The sequence below is a fragment of the Aquisalimonas asiatica genome, assembly GCF_900110585.1.
Taxonomy (GTDB): Bacteria; Pseudomonadota; Gammaproteobacteria; order Nitrococcales; family Aquisalimonadaceae; genus Aquisalimonas; species Aquisalimonas asiatica.
Window position 1 is genome coordinate 20,508 of the sequence record NZ_FOEG01000014.1, and the last position, 19,298, is coordinate 39,805.

Here is a 19,298-nt window from a genome sequence, read left to right on the forward strand (position 1 = left end):
CGTCATGGGCTAGCGGGCGACAAACTGCGGCAGCCAGGTGATGATCTCCGGATAGAACGCCATGATCACGATAGCCACCAGCTGCAGCAGCAGGAACGGGATCACGCCCTTGTAGATGTCGAACATGTGGACACCTTTGGGCACCGTCCCCTTCAGGTAGAACAGGGCGTAGCCCACCGGCGGCGTCAGGAACGACGCCTGCAGGTTCACCGCGATCATCATTACCAGCCAGAGCTCGTCGAACCCGAGCAGCACGCCCAGGGGCAGGAAGATCGGGAAGGTGATCAGAATGATGCCGATCCAGTCGATCAGGAAGCCGAGGAAGAACACCACCAGCATCATCATGGCGAACGTGCCCCAACGGCCGAACTGATCGTCGAGCACCAGCACCAGGTCGGTGACCACGTCGTTGCCACCCACGGCGAAGAATACCTGGGTGAACAGCGTGGCACCCACGATCACGGCCAGCACCATGCAGCTGGTGCGCGTGGTGGACCAGGTCGCCTCGCGGATCGCCGCCCAGTTGAAGCGCCCGTAGAGGGTCATCAGCACCAGCGACAGGAAGGCGCCGATGGCCGAGGCCTCGGTGGGGGTGGCAAAGCCGAACCAGATGGAGCCCAGCACGCCGAAGATCAGCAGGATCGGCGGCACCATGTTCAGCAGGATCATGCCGGTGATCTGCAGCCCCGAGTAGCGGTCCAGCTCCTCCCTGGGCAGCGCCGGCCCCATGGCGGGCTGGAACCAGCAACGGATCAGGATGTAGAGGAAGTACAGGCTGGCGAGCAGCAGGCCCGGCAGCAGCCCGGCGGCGAACAACCGGCCCACGGACTCCCCGGACTGGTCGGCCATGATCACCAGCATGATGCTCGGCGGTATGATGATGCCGATGGTCCCGCCGGCGGCCACCGTCCCGGTTGCGAGCCGCTTGTCGTAGCCGTACTTGAGCATGGCCGGGATGGCCATCAGTGACATGCTCACCACGGTGGCGCCCATGACGCCGGTCACCGCGGCAAACACCGTGGACAGTAGCACCACGGTCAGCGCGATGGCGCCGTTCAGGCGGCCGAAGGCGTAGAGCAGCGACTGGAACAGCTTGTCGGCGATTCCCGAGCGCTCCAGTATCGACGCCATGAATATGAACATGGGTATCGCCATCAACAGCGAGTTGGTGGCGGTGCTCCACATGCGGTTGGCGAACATGGGAAAGACGCGCTCGCCCAGTTCCCAGTAGCCGAAGATGATCGCCAGGCCGGCCAGGACGAAGGCGATGGGTCCCCCGAGCAGGATGCCGATCAGCACCCCGAGGAACATCAACAGGACGACGATTTCCGCTTCCATTAGTTCTTGTCCTCAAGCGTCTCGCCGCGGGTCAGGAACAGCACGTTCTTGCTGACCAGCCCGAGCAGCTGTATGCCCAGCAGAATGATGCCGATGGGAATGACGGTCTTCGCCGGGTAGACGGGTGAGTTGAATGACGTGGGCGCGCGTTCCCCCGACGCCCATGAGCGCGCCGCGAAATCGTAGGCCGTGGGGATCATCACGTAGACGAACGCACCGATGAACACGATGTAGATGATCGTCTCCAGCGCCACCTGGACACGTTCCGGAAGAAACGCGGTGAACGCGTCCACCACCACATGTTCGCGGTAGTAGAGGGTGTAGCCGAGGGCGAGAATGAAGTGGGCGCAGAACAGGTAGACCAGAATCTCCTGGGTCCACGCGTGGGGTGTCCCGATGATCCGTCGCGTGACCACCTCGAACAGGGCGATCCCCATCAGCAGGAACAGAATCCAGCTGACCAGGTATTTCCCCAGGTAGTAGTTGATCCGGTCAATGAACCTCAGAAAGGCGATCAGGGCGTTCACTGTTGCCTCCGGCTAAAGCAGCGTCCGTGCGCCGGCCTCGCGGCCGGCGCACGGACAGTTACGCTAGGAATTGCAGCGCGGCCCGGTCAGTCACGCACCGGGTGGTTCTCGTAGGTGTCGCCCGGCTGCCAGAACCCCTGGTCCTTGTTGCGTTCCTTGGCATCGTTGATGACGTCCATGGTCTCCTCGTAGACCCCGTGATCCTGGGCAATCTCGACCAGGCGATCATGGGTCTCTTCCATGGAGTCCCAGGAGAACCCGTGCATGAACGGCTGCTGGTACTCGCGCCAGTCCGCCATGGTCACCAGGTAGTTGTACATGGAGACCGCCAGTTTGGCGTGGTCCGGGTTGTCCTCGGCATCCTCGATCAGGCGCTCCTCGGTGAGCTCCAGAACCCGGTCCAGCACCTCGTCCTCCAGGCGCGTGATCTCCATGCCGGTCTCGACGAACCTCTCGGTGTACTCACCGGCCGTCTCCTCGAAGTAGGTGTACGACCACATCATGGTCGCCTTGGCCGCCTGCTTCATGACGAACTTGGTGTAGTCGTCCAGCTGCTCGTAGGCCTGTTCGTTCACCATGACGCCGGAGACGGGGCCCGGCTGGTGCCAGCCCGGTCCGACCACGTAGTCGGTGACTTCCTGCAGGCCCATGTTCCAGTCCACCTCGGGGACCGAGAACTCGGCGCCATCAAGCACGCCGCGGTCCAGGGCCGCGTACACCTCGCCACCCGGCGTGAACACCGCGGAAGCGCCCATGTCCTCGAGGATGCGGGACTGGTTGCGGCCGCACTGGCGCAGCCTCAGGCCCTCGTAATCCTCCGGGCTCTCGATGGGCACGTTGGTCCGCTGCCCGGCTTCCGGCGTGGCCACGTTGTGCGGGAACCACTTGATGCCGTACTGGCCGTAGATTTCGTTGGAGAGCTCGTAGCCGCCGTGCTGCCAGAACCAGGTCATGTAGTCGTTCGGCGTGAAGATCATGGGCACCGAGGTGACCAGTGAGAACGCCGTGTTGCGGCCTTCCCAGTAACTCGGCCAGTCAGAGCCCATGTCGATGGAGCCCGCCTGGACGTCGTCGAACATGTCCGTGGACGAGGAGAACGTGCCGCCGTCGTAGTAGGAGATGTCCACGTGATCGTAGGCGAGGGTGTTGACCAGGTTGACGTAGTACCTGTCCGGGCGCCAGAGCGTGATGGCACTGGGCCAGGCCGTCTCGAAGATCAGTTCCGTGGGGGAGTCCGGGCGCTCCAGATCCGCCTGGGCGGTGTTGATGGTCGAGGAACCGAAATAGGTGGCCGCGGCAAGCGTGCCGGCCGCCGCAACGGACAGAGCGGTTGCCCCGTGCTTCGACGAGAGATGACGAGTCATCATGATGTCTCCTCCGATTTCTTTTAGGTCGAGGCCGCATGTCAGTGCATGCATTTAATTGGTACGAATTGGTATTGCCTCAGAAACTGCAGGTTATCGCGTTATTTCCTCCCTTGGACTCTCTATGTAGTAACAGAGTTACCACCCGGGACCAACGATTGGGATTCACTATGTCGGTTCCGCATGGACTATTTTAACCCGGGAACGGCACCCGGACGGATCGGCGGGCGTCGGTGACGCCCGCCGGTACACGGTTCATTCCATGGTGGGCATGACGAAGGCCGAGTCCGCACGCACGCCCTTGGGCCAGCGCTGGGTGATCGTCTTCATCTTGGTGTAGAAGCGCACGCCGTCCGGGCCGTGCATGTGCAGCGGGCCGAACAGGGAGCGCTTCCAGCCGCCGAAGCTGTGGAAGGCCATGGGCACCGGGATCGGCACGTTGACGCCGACCATGCCCACCTGGATGTCGGTGCTGAACTGCCGCGCCGCATCGCCGTCACGGGTGAAGATGGCCGTGCCGTTGCCGAACTCGTGCTTGTTGATCAGGTCCACGGCGGTGTCGTAGTCCGGCACGCGCACCACGCACAGCACCGGGCCGAAGATCTCCTCCTTGTAGATGCGCATGTCCGGCTTCACGTGGTCGAACAGCGTGCCGCCCGTGAAGTAGCCGTTGTTGCCCGGGAACTCGCGCTTGCGGCCGTCGACGACCACCGTCGCGCCTTCCTTTTCACCCAGGTCGACGTAGCCGCTGACCTTCTCCAGGTGCTCCCTGGTGACCAGCGGGCCCATCTCCAGGCCGGTCTCCTCGAGGCCGTTGCCCACGCGCAGGTTCTCCACGCGCGGCTTCAGGCGCTCCACCAGCGTGTCGGCCACTTCGTCGCCCACCGCCACGGCCACGGAGATGGCCATGCACCGCTCTCCGGCGGAGCCGTAGGCCGCGCCCAGCAGGGCTTCCACGGCCTGATCCATGTCGGCATCGGGCATGATGGCCATGTGGTTCTTGGCGCCACCCAGCGCCTGCACGCGCTTGCCGTGGGCACAGCCGGTGGAGTAGATGTACTCGGCGATGGGCGTGGAGCCCACGAAGCTCACCGCGGACACGTCCGGGTCGGTGAGCAGCGTATCCACCGACTCCTTGTCGCCGTTGACCACGTTCAGTGCACCGTCGGGCAGCCCGGCCTCCTTGAGTAGCTGCGCCAGGTACATGGGCACCGACGGATCCTTCTCCGAGGGCTTGAGCACGAAGGTGTTGCCGCACACCAGTGCCACCGGGAACATCCACATGGGCACCATGGCCGGGAAGTTGAACGGCGTGATGCCGGCGCACACGCCCACCGGCTGCATCATGCTGTAGCTGTCGACGCTGCCGCCCACGTTCAGTGAGTGCTCGCCCTTGAGCAGGTGCGGGGCGCCACAGGCGAACTCCACGATCTCCAGACCGCGGGTCAGCTCGCCGCGGGCGTCCTCGATCACCTTGCCGTGTTCGGCGGTAATCATCTGCGCGATGGTCTCGAAGTGCTCTTCCACCAGCGCCTTGAAGCGGAACATGACCCGGGCGCGGTTGAGTGGTGTGACCGCCGACCATTTCGGCAGCGCGGCCTTGGCGGACTGAATGGCCTCGCGGGTGGTGGCCGCGTCGGCCAGGGCGACCTGGGCGGTGAGTTCGCCGGTCGCCGGGTTGGTGACATCAAGGGAGCGATCGGACGGCTTGTCGACGGGCTTGCCGTCGATGTAATGCCCGATCTGCTGCATGGATTCGGAAGTGCTTCTTACCTGGGACATGGTCTCTCCTCCTGGGGCGATGGAGCTTGTTAACGTGATACTGCGTTTTGCTCCAGGCCGTGTTCGGTCTATGGAACGTGTTTATGAATAACACGTTGCTGCTGCGAATAGGATTGACTAAATCGACGCCGTGCTGGACGATCTTGGCTAATGAGTGACGAGGTGAACACCGAATGACCGGTCCGTCTGACTGGCCGCTGCCGCCGCAAGGCGTGCGTTTTCTTGTGCCCCGGTTCCTGCTGCAGCGGCTGCAGCAGCATGCGTTGACGCAGGGGCTGTTTCCCCGTGCCATGGGGTACTACCCGGACGCGCTCGGGCACCGTGTGGAGCGGCAGAGCCACGCGGATCACCTGCTGCTCTATTGCGCCGGAGGCCGCGGCATGCTGCGAGTCAACCGGCGGCAGTACGCCGTGGCGCGGGGCGATCTGATGATGTTGCCCCGAAATCTGCTGCACGCCTACGCCTCGTCGAGCCGCGAACCGTGGACGTTGTACTGGGTGCATTTCGATGGTGCCGACGTGGACGGGTTCTGGGAGCACATGAACTTTCTCCCGGACCGGCCCGTGCGTCATGTCGGCGCGGCGCCCAAGGTGATCGAGGATTTCGAGACCCTGCTGGAAGTGCGTAACACCGGCTTCCGGGAGGGCTTTTTCATCCATGCGTCCAATCACCTGCGGCAGATGCTCGGCATGTTCGGCCTGATGATCTCCACCCACCTGCGGCGCAGTTCGGGTGACGGTTTCGACCTGGAGAGTATCCATGCCGTCATGCACGAGAAGCTCCATGGTCACCTTGATCTGGCGACACTCGCCGAGGTGGCGGGCATGTCCCGCCACGGGTTCTGCCGGCGCTACAAGGCGCAGACGGGGAATTCTCCGTACCAGCATTTTCTCCACCTCAAGATGGAGCGGGCCTGCTACCTGCTCGACATCACCGACCAGACCGTCGGTGACATCGCCGAAAGTCTCGGGTACGACGACGCCTACTACTTCTCGCGGTTGTTCCGCAAAGTCATGGGGCTGTCGCCGTCCCGCTACCGTGAGTCCCGACACGGGTAGGGCGCGGTGCCTCACCCGCGCCCGTCCCACGCCTGTTTATAGACCTCAACGATCTCGTCTGCCGTGGGCACCCGGGGGTTGTTGCCCGGCGAGCCCGATGCCAGCGCCTGTTCCGCCATGGTGGGCAGCACCTCGAAGTAGCGCGCCTCGTCGATGCCGTAGTCCCTGGGCGAGGGCACATCCAGATCGGTATTGAGCTGGCGCAGCTCCTGCAGCAGTTTCTGGCAGGCGGCCTCGTTACTGTCATCCGCCGTGGCGACACCCATGAACCGGGCTGCGTCGGCATAGCGATCCGGTGCGGCTTCGATGGAGAATGCCGTGACCGCGGGCAGCAGCATGGCGTTGGAGAGCCCGTGGGGGACGTGGAAGAACGCGCCGATGGGTCGGCTCATGCCGTGCACCATGCACACGGAGGCGTTGGAGAAGGCCATGCCGCCGTGCAGTGCGGCCAGCATCATGGCTTCCCGCGCCTCGCGGTTGTCCGGCTCGTTGCAGGCCGTGCGCAGGTGCTTCGCCACCGCCGTCATGGTCATCTGCGCCATGCCGTCAGCGAACGGATTGCGCTTGGCGCTGACGTAGGCTTCCAGGGCGTGGGTCAGCGTATCCACGCCGGTGTCGGCGGTCAGCCGCCGCGGCATGGTGAGCGTGAGCTCGTAGTCCACCAGCGCGGCGATGGGGCAGAACGACGCCCCGGGGCAGAGCATCTTCTCGTCGGTCTCCTCGTCGGTGATCACGGTGAACCGCGTCGCCTCGGAGCCGGTGCCGGCGGTGGTGGGGATGGCCACCAGCGGCAGCCCCTGGGTGTCGCTCATCACCGGCGCCTTGTAGTCGCGCATGCGCCCCCCGTGCAACGCCAGGTGAGCGATCGCCTTGGCGCTGTCCATGGGGCTGCCGCCGCCCAGGGCCACCACGCCGTCGTGATCCCGCTGTTTCAGCGCTTCAACGCCTTTGTCCACCGAGGCCACCGTCGGGTCCGGGACAGTATCGGCGAACACGGCGTACGGAATGCCCGCCTCGTCCAGCACCCGGGTCACTTTCTCCAGGTAACCGAACTTCACCATGTCCTGGTCGGTTACGATGAACGGGTGGTTGACGCCGAGCTGCTGCAGCACCGCCGCCAGCTCCTGGCTGGCTCCGGCACCCACGCGCATGTGGCGCGGCAGGACGATGTTTGCGGCCATGGGGTTCTCCTCCCGTATTCGTATGTTGTACCGGGAAGGTTTAGCACGCAGTCAGCGCCCCGAACAGTCAGGAAATTGCCTGTCGGCTAGACAAAGTTGGCAGGTTTGTTGCGGGACGGGCAACGTGGCCGCCCGCGCGGGGCGGCCACGGGGCGGGGTCAGGCGTTGCCGGCGTGCTCCAGCACGGCCTCGCTCTGCTCCGTGTCGGTGTCCTTGATGCCGATCAGGTAGAGGATACCGTCCAGCCCGAGGGTCGAGAGCGACTGCCGGGCGCTGCGCTTGACCAGCGGCTTGGCGCGGAAGGCGACACCGAGGCCGGCAAGGCGCAGCATGGGCAGGTCGTTGGCGCCATCACCCACGGCGATGACCTGATCCAGCGTGAGCCCCTCGCGGTCGGCGATGTCCTGCAGCAGCTCGGCCTTGCGTTCGCCATCGACGATCGGCCCTTCCACTTCACCCGTGGCCTTGCCGTTGCGGATGCCCAGCTCGTTGGCGTAGACGTAGTCCACGCCCAGCCTCTCCTGCAGGTGGCGGCCGAAGTAGCTGAACCCGCCGGAGACGATGGCGGTGGTGTAGCCGAACGCCTTCAGCGTGCGGATCAGCCGCTCGGCGCCTTCGGTCAGGGTGAGCTCCCGCGCGACCTCCTCAAGCACCGATTCGTCCAGCCCCTCGAGCAGAGCGACCCGCTGGCGCAGGCTCTCGCGGAAGTCGATCTCCCCCTGCATGGCCGCTTCGGTCACCTTGCTGACCTCGTCACCCACGCCGGCCTTCTTCGCCAGCTCGTCGATGACCTCCTGCTGGATCAGGGTGGAGTCCATGTCGAACACCACCAGGCGGCGGTTGCGGCGGTAGACCGTGTCGGCCTGGAAGCTGATGTCCACGTCCATGTCCTGGGAGATGGAGAGAAAATGCTGCTTCATGATGTCCAGGTTCAGCGGCTTGCCGCGCACGGTCAGCTCGATGCAGGCGCGGCCGAGCCCGTCGGCCTTGTACAGCGGTTCCCGGCGGGACAGGCGGACGATGTCCTCGATGTTGAGCCCGTTGTCACTGATGACCTTGCTCACCTGCGCGATCTGCCCGGCGGTGATGCGGCGCCCGAGCAGGGTGAAGACATAACGCGGCTCGTTCTCGCCCTGGACCCACTCCTCGTAGGCCTCCCGGGTGATGGGCGTGAAGCGCACATGCATGCTCTGGCGATGGATATGGAACAGCACGTCCTTGAGCACCGGCGACAGGGCGTCCTGATCCGGCACCTCCACCAGGATCCCCAGCGACAGCGTGTCGTGGATCATGGCCTGGCCGATGTCGAGAATGCCGACGTTGTACTCGGCCAGGATCTCCATCAGCGAGTGGGTGAGCCCGGGCTTGTCCTGGCCCGAGACGTTGATCAGCATGATTTCACTCATTCGCGTCCCCTGTGGTTCATGCAGGTAGCTCGAGTGTCGTGATGGCCGCGCACGGCGGCGCGACCCGGGCATGGGAATGGCCCAGCGCGGCACACCGGACAGCTCGGGAATGGACCGCATTGTAGGCGAAAAGGGCGCCGTTGAATAATCAGCGCCCGGATGGTGCGGCGGGTCAGGCCACGCTGGCGTCGGCGATATCCAGCATGTCGTCGGCGGCGCCGAGCCCCTCCAGCATGGTTTCCAGGTACCACTCCAGGGCGGCCAGGGCGTCGGCGACGGCGTTCAGGCGCTCGCTGTTGCCCACGTCGGATTCATCCAGGGCAGCGATGGCGGTATTGCACCGCCCGACCAGTGCCGCGGCGCGGCTGAGCCCGAGGATGGTCAGGCCGCCGCGCACCTCGTCCAGGGGCTGGCGGGCACTGGCGAGCTCGTCGCCTTCCTCCACGTCACCGTTGAAGAACTCCAGGCTCGCCCGGACCCGTGCAAGGTTGTTGAGGGCTTCCGCGAGGGCCTGGTGGCTGGCGTCTGCCAGGCGGTCGTTGCGCTCGTCGTCCACCGGCTCACCGGGCGTGGCGAGCCGTGCCGCGGCGGACTCGCTGGCGCTCAGGGTCTCGGCGCAGTGGCTCAGGGTATCGCGCAGACGCCCGGCGTCCACGTCGTCGCCCAGGGACTGCAGGCGGGTATGCTCGCGCTTGACTGCCGCTGCCGCTTCGGAGAGGCCCAGCAGGGTCAGCGTGTGACCGAGCCGGTGCAGGTGCGCTGCCAGCTCCTCGCGCTCCGTGTGGGTTACGCTGCTGAGGCGGCTCAGCGTCTCGATGAACGCCTGGATCTGGTCCATCTCCTCGCCCAGAGCGCGGGTTACTGCCTGCATGACATCCACATCCGGCGCCGCGATGGCATCCCCTTCGCGCTGGATCTCGGTGCGCGGCGTGATGGCGCTGTCCAGGTTGAGGTCCTCGGCGATGGCGCGCAGCAGGGCGTGGTTCGAGCGGTCGCTGTCGAAGCTGTTCTGGGCCGTGTAGTAGAGGAGCGCCTGGCGCACCATGGGCGGCGGCGCCTGGCCGGTCTGCGGCGGCGTCGCCAGCAGTGTCTCGCGGATGTAGAGATCCAGCCGCGAGATCATCAGCCGCACGGAGCCGTTGGCACGCACGCCATTGCGCTCCGCATTCTCGGCCAGCAGGGCGGCCAGCGTGAGCCAGCGGCCGGCCGGCGTGTCGCCGCAGGCCGTTGCAAGGCGCGACAGTGCCCGGTGCACCTGCTTGTAGTGAACGCTTGCCTCGGGCGACTGGAACAGCCCCAGCAGGCCCGCCTGCAGCATGTGTCGCAGCCGGCGGGTGGTGTCCGGGTCCGGTGTGCCGGCTTCGCCCAGGGACTCCGCCAGCGGCGCCAGTTGCAGCGACGTGCGCCCGAGGTCGGTGAAGTCATACTCGGGGATCAGCACCGCGCGCCGCAGCCCGCGCAACCCGTTGATGGTGGGCAGCAGGGTGTCGGGTACCTCGCGCCCGGTGGTCCGTGCGCGGCTGATGTGGCGGGGCAGCAGGAGCAGCGCGTACAGCAGTGCGTCAATGGCGTGCTGGCTGGCGATGGTGGTGTCCGTCTCCAGCGCCTCCATGAGCGCGATGCACTCGTCCACCAGCAGGCGGGCGCCATCGAGCTGCACCATGATGAGCGCCCCGCGCACTTCCTCCAGCGGCGGCTGGCAGCGCCCCCAGGGCGGTGTCTGCTCGTGGCCCCGCTCATAGGCGTCGACCAGCGTGATAACCGAGTCGATTGTCTCCAGGGTGGCATCCAGGGCGGAATGCATGGGTCTGGCGAAGGATGCTGCTGCCATAATGATCGTCCGGTTCTTGATTTTCTGGGCTGTCGCCACATGGCGCCACTGCCCGCGCAGTGGCAGTATAACCGGGCCTGGCATTTCGCCGCGAGCATCGGGAAAGGAGGAATGTATGGACAAGGTCAACAAGCCGGATTCCGAGTGGCGCGCGCAGCTGACGGCGGAGCAGTACCGGGTGACCCGGGAGAAGGGGACCGAGCCGCCGTTCTCGGGTGCCTATAACAAGGTCAGCGGTACCGGGGTGTTCAAGTGCGTGTGCTGCGGGCAGCCGCTGTTCGACAGCCGCACCAAGTACGATTCCGGCTCCGGCTGGCCCAGTTTCTGGGCGCCGGTGGACGGCGACAACCTCGAGATCGAGGCGGACCACAGCCTGGGCATGCGGCGCGACGAGGTGCTGTGCAGCCGGTGCGGCGCGCACATGGGGCATGTGTTCCCGGACGGGCCGGAGCCCACCGGGTTGCGGTACTGCATCAACTCGGTGGCGCTGGATTTCGAGCCGGAGAACGAGGCCGGGGGGTGACAGGCTGGATTGGCAGCCATGGTGGACCTGAACGTCCACCATGAGCACATGACCTCTTCGGCTGCGGGAAAGAGGCTCGGTCTTGCCCTTGCGCTCCTGGCGCGGCATGCTTACGGCCCGTATCGACCGTCGTATCGATGACACACCAATTTGGATCAACCGACAGGGACTTGTCCGGTTCGCGACCAGGGAGGGGTTGCCATGCCCGCTTTTGCGCACGTACGTGCCCGCCAGACCGCTGATCATGCTGACATCGCGTTCATTGCCCGTGTCCACGCTGTAGACGATACGAACAGCGCCTTTCACTGGAGCGCCCGCGAGGTCGCAACCGTCGAGGAGGACGCGGAATGAGCGCCCCGTTCTCCCAGCAACCACTGAACGCCGCGCAGCTTTTGGATATCCCGGGCGCAGTGCCCCGGAGCAGGCTGAGCTTCCGCTCGCACGAGGCAGGCACCCGCCGCATGGCGCTGAACCTGCGCGACAGCGCCGGTGACTACCCCCAGGCCATCAAGGACTACGCGGCGCTTCCGCCGCAGGAATACTGGCGGCTCTGGGCCACGGTCAACGGGCTGATCGCAGGCGCCGGACCGGATCCAGCGCAGATTGATAGCGGCTACGATGCCGATCCCGACGACCCGGAAGACGATCAACTGGCAGCCTGGCAGGCGCGCCTGACCGATCCGGAGCACCCGCTGTACCCGATGCTGTTCCCAGGCGAGGATCAGGTCTCGGTCGATGACGACACACCCCCCGCAACCGATGACCTGAACGAAATCACCGGGGCGACCGGCTTCCGGCCGGGTGCGTTCGCCCTGATGCTGAACGGCGCCGGGTCTGGCGGCGTGTTCGGTTCCGTGGGCCGTGATGTGGCCTGGCTTGGTCGGGAAGTGGTCATGGACTTCATGTATGTCGTCCAGCGGCAGTGGCAGGCCGCGCTCGATCAGCAGCAGAACGTATCCGTTGAGCTGTTCACGCGTATCGGTAAGGCCGGACAGTTCCCCGAGCTCGAGGGCGCCCATCTGGTGCGTGAAGGTGACGTGATCCCCGAGGGCTACACGGTTATCGGCTCCCAGGTGGAACGTCTTCACCGCATGCAGCGCGGCGCCCGCCGGCAGGCCGCCCGCGACGCTGTGCGCAACCCCGGCGCCGACACGGTCGTTATACTGGACGGGAGCACCAACAACCCCATTGCCAGCTCCGGTCTTCAGGGTCTCGCTCCTGCCACGACCTCCGTTGCCGCCGCCACCGATTCAGACTGGCGGGCCCTGTTCAGCGCCGAGGGTGCGGATGGCCTCTACCGCACACGGGCCGACCTGGTCGTGGTGCCCGCCGTGTCCGAGACCGTCCGCGAGCTGAACCAGCCGGATGCAGAGCCGTCTCTTACCTCATCCCGAGCCGTGCGCGCCGCGCAGGCGGGGCTGCCACCGATTATCGCGGTGTTTGAGGTGGTGAATATTGCTTCGGCTGTCCAACGCCAAAGAGAAGGTTCAGAGCGTGTCTTTCGCAAGGACGCAGAGATTATCCATAGCGCTGCGGGACTGGCCTATGCGCTCACAGAGGCCAGCTTGAATTTGAGTGGGCCGGACCGCACCGCGGCGAGGCTGTCACGCGTGACCGGACCACGGGTCGCGAACTGGGTGGCCGACGGCGAGCTGCGCGTTCGAGGACGGACGTCCGTTCCATCCATGGCAGTCCTTGGTGCCGGCCTGGCAGGGATTGGTGCTGGCCTTGCTGCGTGGGACATGATGCATCGTTTGAACCGCGGTGACACCGCCGTTGCGGCCGCGCATGGCGTCGAGGCCGCGGCCATGACGGGGTTGGCTGTCAGTACCCTGGTTTCCGGAGCGCGGCAGGCCGGAGCGACGGTGATACTCGGGCTTGGTCCATGGGGCTGGGCGTTTCTCGCCACCAGCATCATCGCTGGTGCCATTGCCAGGCACCTGACTCGGGGGCCGCTGGAACGCTGGGCCTATTACGGGCCCTTCAGTGCCGATCACGAGCGGCGCTTCACCGAGGAATATGCCGGTCTTGAACCACGGCAGATACGACTGGCCCTGGAGTCGTTGCTGTTCGCACCACAGGTCACGATCAAGGAAGATGAACGCTTCAGTCCGCCGCGTGTGCGCGTGGAAGTGCGGGCGCCTGCGGCGACTCGGGCCACCGACAGTGTCGAACTCTACGCCACCTCGGAGGCTGGAGGTGGGCAACAGCCCTTGGAGGTCGTCGCCACCGGCGAATTGCTTGATGGGCCCGGCCCACTCTGCCAGGCATGGTGGTTCCGGCTACCGGATCCCAATGGCTGGCGTGTAACGCGGGACGGTGGACGCCATTGCATCCTGCGGGCGCGAGCGCGGTTACGTCGTGAAGACGACGGCAGCCTTCCGTTCAACCCGAACTACGCAGGCACGCAGGCGAGCGGCACCACGATCGATCCCGACGGTGAGACCGAGGATTGGGCCTATGCCGACGCGCTGACGATCCGCAAGACGCAGCACCAGATCAACCAAGGGCTCTAGCCCCAACCCCCGATCTTCGCCCACGGGCCATACCGGCCGCCGTAAGAGTCGTAGGGTGGACCTTCAGGTCCACCAAACAACACAAAAACGGAGCACCACAACCAATGACCACGGACGGCACCCCCGAGGCCCGGATGACGACCTACGCCGACACGGCATTCGCCGGCAGCCGCCCGGACGACCTGCCACCGGGGCAGGATCTGGAGTCCATGGGGTACTTCGGTCGCAAGGCGCTGGGTGTGCGGCTGCCGTTGCTGGGGCCACAGTGCTGGGAGCCCATGGCGGCCGCCACCAACGTCTTCGAACTGGACCGGCTGCGGGAGGGGTCTGGAGGGCAGTTGGAGAAAGATCTGGCGGAGCGCGAGCCCCACCGTTGTCGCATGTGGGCCTCGCGAGCGGATCCGCTGGTTCTAATTGCTCAGTTTGGTGCTTTCGCGGGATTTATCGCAGTCGTTTCACTAGCGGTTGTTATGTTATTTCTCATTACTGATGGGCTTTCTGAATTCGCGCGTGAAAGGATTAGTGCGCAATTTACCTACTTCTTTCTGCCTTCTTTCATCCTCTGGCTCCTCTGCCGCCTCCTCGTCCGCAGCGGCTGGTTCACCCTCAAGCGCGACACCCGCTTCTACCGTGACACCGGCATGGTGAGTCTGTGGGCGGGGCGCAAGGTGGGGCGAGTGGAGCTGCCGTTCGCCGAGTTCGAGGCATTCGCCTCACCGGTCTCCACGGCTGTGGGCACCATCCGTCATCGGCTGGGACTCATTCACCGTGGCACGGGCTACAGCGTGGGTTATCCGGGCGCGCAGGTGGATCTGTGGGAGACGCAGGTGATCTGGGAGGCGATGCAGCAATTCATGGACGTGAGCCGCCCGCTGCCGGACATCCCGGAGTTCGACGGCACGCGCCACCTGGACCCGGTAACGGCAGAGTACGACCGCAAGTCGGGGCGCCCGCAGCGCTACTGGCTGGACATGGAGCGCTCCCACGCAAGCGCCCTGCACGAGCGCGCCCGCAAGGCGGCACGCGCCTACCCGTGGGGCCGCACCCGGGAGCAGGCCCTGGCGTCGGGCTGGCGCCCGTCGGGTGTTGGCGAGGGGGATTGGCGCACGGCCAAGTCGGCGTAGCTGGTGGCATTAGCGGTGTTCATGGATGGTGGATCTGAAGATCCACCCTACGCCCGAGCCGCCCGCAACACTGTGGCAACCGGGGTGGCCGTAGGGTGGACCTTCAGGTCCACCATCGCGACTGTGGGATAACAAGAAGAGGCCGGGGGCTTTGCCAGTTAACCGCGCTGGCTATATAGTGAACGGTTCCCGATCATTTCTGGTGCCGAGCACGTCGCGACGGAATATAGAGCCATGATGAGTAGACAGAAAGGCAAGCATCACCCCCTGGCCGGAACCACCATGAGCGGGGCCGAAATGATCGTACAGGTCCTTGCCGACGAGGGTGTGGACACGATCTTCGGCTACAGCGGTGGCGCCATTCTGCCCACCTACGATGCGGTCTTTCGCTACAACGAGAACCACCGTCGCGACGCGTCCGACGACCCCATGAAACTGGTCGTGCCCGCCAACGAGCAGGGCGCCGGATTCATGGCCGCGGGCTATGCCCGCGCCAGCGGCAAGGTGGGCTGTTTCCTGGTCACCTCCGGCCCGGGCGCCACCAACACCGTCACGCCCATCCGCGACTGCATGGCCGACTCCACCCCGGTGGTGTGCATCACCGGCCAGGTGCCCACCGGCGCCATGGGCACGGACGCCTTCCAGGAGGCGCCCATCGTCAACATCATGGGCAACTGCGCCAAGCACGTGTTCCTGGTGACGCGCCCGGAAGAGCTGGAAGCGACCATCCGCACCGCCTTCGAGATCGCCCGTTCCGGCCGGCCCGGCCCGGTGGTGGTGGATGTGCCCAAGAATATGCAGAACTGGGTCGGCGAGTACGTGGGCTCCGGCCTGCTGGAGATGCGCGGTTACCGCCAGCGCATGGACTCCCTGCGTTCCGCCAAGCTCTCCGAGCGCAAGTGCCGCCAGTTCTTCGACATGCTGGAGAAATCCAGCCGGCCGCTGCTGTACGTGGGCGGCGGCGTGATCAACGGCAATGCCGCGGAAGAGCTGCGCGAGTTCGCGCGCACGTTCAACATTCCGGTGGTGACCACGCTCATGGGCCTGGGCGCCATGGATACCACCGACGATCTCTCCCTGCACATGCTCGGCATGCACGGCACGGCCTACGCCAACTACGCCGTGGAAGACTGCGATTTCCTCATCGCCGTGGGCGCCCGTTTCGACGACCGGGTGGCCGGCAAGGTGGACGAGTTCGCGCCCATGGCCGAGCACATCGCCCACATCGACATCGATGCCGCCGAGATCGGCAAGGTGAAAGTGGTGGACTGGGCTCACGTGGGCGAGGCCGGCCGCAGCCTCAAGCAGCTTCTGACCCATGGTCGCGAGTCCGGCTTCGAGCGGGACTTCGGGCCGTGGTTCAAGCATGTGCAGAAGCTCAAGCGCAACCACCCCATGAACTACGATCGCGACAGCGATCTCATCCAGCCGCACTACGTGGTGGAGCTGCTCAACAAGGCCACCGGCGGCAACGCCATCATCGCCACCGGGGTCGGGCAGCACCAGATGTGGGCGGCCCAGTACTGCGATTTCCGGGAGCCCCGGCTGTGGCTCACCTCCGGCAGCATGGGCACCATGGGTTATGGTCTGCCGGCCGCCATCGGCGCCCAGTTTGCCTGCCCGGACAAGATCGTGGTGGATATCGACGGTGATGGCAGCATCCGCATGAACCTCGGCGAGATGGAGACCGTCACCAACTACGATCTGCCCGTGAAGGTGCTGCTGCTGAACAACCTCGGCGACGGCATGGTGCGGCAGTGGCAGCGGCTGTACTTCAACGAGAACTTCTCCGGCAGCGACAAGACCCTGCATCGCAAGGACTTCATCAAGGCCGCCGAGTCGGACGGCTACGAGTTTGCCCGCCGGGTCATGAACAAGGGCGACCTGGAAGAGGCGCTGAAGGCGTTCGTCGAGTATGACGGCCCGGCCTTCCTGGAAGTGATGATCGACAACAACGCCAGCGTCTACCCGATGGTCGGCCCCGGCATGGGCTACAGCCAGATGGTCACCGGCGAGTGGATCGCCAGCCGGGAGCTGAGCGGTCCGGAGCGCGAGCCCATCGATCCGGAGACGTCGCCGGAGCTCTTCTAGCGCACGTATTCGTCATCGGCGATGATGTCTTCACTCCCGCGGGCGCCCCTGGCGGCGTCCGCGCCGGAGTCCCGCTCCGCGTCGGTGCGCTCCTGCTGCCGCGCGATCCAGTGATCGATACGGTCGCAGATGTGTGACCAGAACCGGTCCGGCTGCCCTTCGTGATCCAGCCCCTCCAGCTCGGCCTGCAGGTAGTTCACCCGTAGTTGCAGCACGTGCTCCGGCAGGCCCCGGTCATTCTCTTCCAGTTGGGCCCGAGTGCGGGTCAGCTCGTTTTCGAAGAAGCGGCGAATCGCCTCGTCGGCACGTTCCGACGGGCCGGGCGGCGCGACCTCCACCGGCGGCGTCCCGCTGCGGCGCCAGAGCACCCACGTGAGCGCGGCGATGCCGGCCACAAGAAAAATGATCAGCTGGACGATCAGCAGAATCCACCAGGTGGAGGCTGTCAGCATGGTCGCTCCTCTCGGCCTATTGCTCCGGCACTCTCGTTGCGATGTCCGGGCGTTCCTGAACAAGTAGTCAGCCTATCGCAGATTGACCGTGGTGGGTTGAATTCCCGTGCCGGAATTCCCAATTCAGGGGTGTTCACAGACAACGAGCGCGGCTGCGGGCTGTCGCCGCGGCCGGAACCATCATGATTCGGGAGCCGTAAAACCATGAGTGTTGCTGCGCAGAAGGAAACGCTTGAGTTCCAGACGGAGGTTCGGCAACTGCTGCACCTGATGGTGCATTCCCTCTACAGCAGTCGCGAGATTTTCCTGCGGGAGCTGATCTCCAACGCCTCGGATGCCTGCGACCGCCTTCGCTTCGACGCCCTCAAGGACGAATCCCTGTACGAAGGCGACGGCGAACTCGGCATCCGGGTGGAGTACGACAAGGAGGCCCGCACGGTCACCATCTCGGACAACGGCATCGGCATGAACCGCGATGACGTGATCGAGAACCTCGGCACCATTGCCCGCTCCGGGACCCAGCATTTCATCAACCAGCTCACCGGCGACCAGGCGAAGGATGCCAAGCTGATCGGCCAGTTCGGTGTCGGCTTCTATTCGTCGTTCATCGTCGCCCAGCGGGTGGAAGTGCTCTCCCGCCGCGCCGGTGTGCCGGCCAGCGAGGGTGTGCGCTGGGAGTCGGACGGCGAGGGTGCCTACACCCTGGAGACCGTCGAGTTGCCGCGGCGCGGGACCCAGGTGATTCTGCACCTGCGCGATGACATGGACGAGTTCCTGGACGGCTACCGCCTGCGCCAGGTGATCCGCACCTATTCCGATCACATCTCGCTGCCCATCGTCATGCCGAAGGAGGCCACCGGCGAGGAGGACGAGGCACCGGGCGACGAGACCGTGAACAAGGCCTCCGCCCTGTGGATGCGCTCCAAGACCGAAATCAGCGATGACGAGTACGAGGCGTTCTACAAGCAGGTGGCCCACGACTTCGAGGGCCCGCTCACCTGGATGCACAACAAGGTCGAGGGCAACCTCAGTTATGTGTCGCTGCTGTTCATTCCGAAGCGCGCACCGTTCGACCTGTTCAACCGCGAGCAGCCCAACGGCGTCCACCTGTACGTGCGCCGGGTGTTCATCATGGATGATGCCGAGCACCTGATGCCGCGCTACCTGCGGTTCGTGCGCGGCATCATCGACTCCGACGACCTGCCGCTGAACGTCTCCCGGGAGCTGTTGCAGCACAACCGGCAGATCGAGAAGATCAAGTCCGCCTCGGTGAAGCGGGTGCTGGACCGGCTGGAGTCCATGGCCGAGAAAGAACCGGAGAATTACGCGTCCTTCTGGAGCACCTTCGGCCGCGTGCTCAAGGAAGGGCCGGCGGAAGACTTCGGCAACCGCGAGCGTATCGCCAAGCTGCTGCGCTTCTCCTCCACGCACACCGACAGCGAGACGGAAAACGTCTCCCTGGACGACTACATCGCGCGGATGAAGGAGAACCAGACGTCCATCTACTACGTCACCGCCGACAGCTTCAGCGCGGCGAAGAACAGCCCGCATCTGGAGATCTTCCGCAAGAAGGGCATCGAGGTGCTGCTGCTGGGCGACCCGGTGGACGAGTGGTGCGTTACCCACCTGGGTGAGTACAACGGCAAGCAGCTCGTGCACGTGGCCAAGGGCGACCTGGATCTGGGTGATCTGGACGACGCCGAGGACAAGGAAGAGCGCGAGAAGACCGAAACCGAGTACAAGCCCCTGGTGGAGCGTCTCGAGGGTGTGCTTGGCGACCGGGTGAAGAACGTCCGGGTCAGTCACCGCCTGACCGATTCCCCCAGCTGTCTGGTGGTGGAAGAGCATGAGTTCGCCGTCAGCATGCAGCGCATGCTCAAGGCTGCCGGGCATACCGTGCCCGCCGGCAAGCCGGTGATGGAGATCAACCCCGAGCATGCGCTGATCCAGCGGCTGCAGGGGGTGAGTGACGACGGGACATTCGATGAATGGGCGCACGTCCTGTTCGATCAGGCTATGCTCACTGAAGGCGGACAGCTCGACGACCCGGCTGCCTTCGTACGGCGGATGAACCGGCTGCTCGCCGAGTCGTGATTCAGCGACGC

15 protein-coding genes are annotated in these 19,298 nt (G+C 65.1%); 7 read left to right on the plus strand and 8 right to left on the minus strand.

Annotated features, from left to right (window positions below):
• Positions 1–9 precede the first annotated feature (9 nt).
• The 4 genes from BMZ02_RS17820 to BMZ02_RS17835 form a co-directional block, all read right to left on the minus strand.
• Positions 10–1,338 (minus strand): TRAP transporter large permease, encoded by a 1,329-nt coding sequence (locus tag BMZ02_RS17820; RefSeq protein ID WP_091646328.1) that lies wholly within the window; start codon positions 1,336–1,338, stop codon positions 10–12.
• A complete protein-coding gene (locus BMZ02_RS17825; protein WP_091646330.1) occupies positions 1,338–1,865 on the minus strand; it encodes a TRAP transporter small permease subunit in 528 nt (175 codons plus the stop codon). Before BMZ02_RS17825 ends, BMZ02_RS17820 begins: the two co-directional genes overlap by 1 nt.
• Positions 1,866–1,951: 86 nt before the next feature.
• A complete protein-coding gene (dctP, locus tag BMZ02_RS17830) occupies positions 1,952–3,232 on the minus strand; it encodes a TRAP transporter substrate-binding protein DctP (protein WP_171909984.1) in 1,281 nt (426 codons plus the stop codon).
• A gap of 252 nt (positions 3,233–3,484) precedes the next feature.
• Complete coding sequence (locus tag BMZ02_RS17835; protein WP_281244357.1) at positions 3,485–5,011, minus strand: CoA-acylating methylmalonate-semialdehyde dehydrogenase; 1,527 nt, start codon at positions 5,009–5,011, stop codon at positions 3,485–3,487.
• A 173-nt stretch (positions 5,012–5,184) separates the two neighbouring features.
• On the opposite strand from BMZ02_RS17835, the gene BMZ02_RS17840 reads away from it, so the two are divergent.
• Positions 5,185–6,069 (plus strand): AraC family transcriptional regulator, encoded by an 885-nt coding sequence (locus BMZ02_RS17840; protein WP_091646333.1) that lies wholly within the window; start codon positions 5,185–5,187, stop codon positions 6,067–6,069.
• Positions 6,070–6,080: 11 nt separating this feature from the next.
• Here the strand turns inward: BMZ02_RS17840 and BMZ02_RS17845 are convergent, their stop codons facing one another.
• The 3 genes from BMZ02_RS17845 to BMZ02_RS17855 form a co-directional block, all read right to left on the minus strand.
• On the minus strand, positions 6,081–7,250 hold the full coding sequence (locus tag BMZ02_RS17845) for an iron-containing alcohol dehydrogenase (RefSeq protein ID WP_091646334.1): 1,170 nt from the start codon (positions 7,248–7,250) through the stop codon (positions 6,081–6,083).
• Between the two features lie 158 nt (positions 7,251–7,408).
• Positions 7,409–8,656 carry a phosphoserine phosphatase SerB gene (serB, locus tag BMZ02_RS17850; protein ID WP_091646336.1) on the minus strand — a complete coding sequence of 416 codons (1,248 nt, stop codon included), beginning with the start codon at positions 8,654–8,656 and terminating at the stop codon, positions 7,409–7,411.
• Positions 8,657–8,828: 172 nt separating this feature from the next.
• Positions 8,829–10,487 (minus strand): FimL-related protein, encoded by a 1,659-nt coding sequence (locus BMZ02_RS17855; RefSeq protein WP_139209263.1) that lies wholly within the window; start codon positions 10,485–10,487, stop codon positions 8,829–8,831.
• Positions 10,488–10,602: 115 nt separating this feature from the next.
• On the opposite strand from BMZ02_RS17855, the gene msrB reads away from it, so the two are divergent.
• From msrB to ilvB, 5 genes are all read left to right on the plus strand, one after another.
• Positions 10,603–11,010 (plus strand): peptide-methionine (R)-S-oxide reductase MsrB, encoded by a 408-nt coding sequence (gene msrB / locus BMZ02_RS17860; protein ID WP_091646340.1) that lies wholly within the window; start codon positions 10,603–10,605, stop codon positions 11,008–11,010.
• A 201-nt stretch (positions 11,011–11,211) separates the two neighbouring features.
• On the plus strand, positions 11,212–11,361 hold the full coding sequence (locus BMZ02_RS19070) for a hypothetical protein (protein WP_171909985.1): 150 nt from the start codon (positions 11,212–11,214) through the stop codon (positions 11,359–11,361).
• Positions 11,358–13,526, plus strand: coding sequence for a hypothetical protein (locus tag BMZ02_RS17865; protein ID WP_091646342.1), 2,169 nt, complete (start codon positions 11,358–11,360; stop codon positions 13,524–13,526). Before BMZ02_RS19070 ends, BMZ02_RS17865 begins: the two co-directional genes overlap by 4 nt.
• 104 nt (positions 13,527–13,630) lie before the next feature.
• Positions 13,631–14,650, plus strand: coding sequence for a hypothetical protein (locus BMZ02_RS17870; RefSeq protein WP_091646344.1), 1,020 nt, complete (start codon positions 13,631–13,633; stop codon positions 14,648–14,650).
• A gap of 234 nt (positions 14,651–14,884) precedes the next feature.
• Positions 14,885–16,741: a biosynthetic-type acetolactate synthase large subunit gene (gene ilvB, locus BMZ02_RS17875; RefSeq protein WP_216110934.1), complete on the plus strand. Its 1,857-nt coding sequence runs from the start codon at positions 14,885–14,887 to the stop codon at positions 16,739–16,741.
• Here the strand turns inward: ilvB and BMZ02_RS17880 are convergent.
• Entirely contained in the window at positions 16,738–17,193 is a 456-nt protein-coding gene (locus tag BMZ02_RS17880; RefSeq protein WP_091646346.1) for a hypothetical protein, read from the minus strand. The genes ilvB and BMZ02_RS17880 overlap by 4 nt on opposite strands.
• A gap of 204 nt (positions 17,194–17,397) precedes the next feature.
• Between BMZ02_RS17880 and htpG the strand changes: the two genes are divergently transcribed.
• Positions 17,398–19,287: a molecular chaperone HtpG gene (htpG, locus tag BMZ02_RS17885; protein WP_091646347.1), complete on the plus strand. Its 1,890-nt coding sequence runs from the start codon at positions 17,398–17,400 to the stop codon at positions 19,285–19,287.
• Positions 19,288–19,298 lie beyond the last annotated feature (11 nt).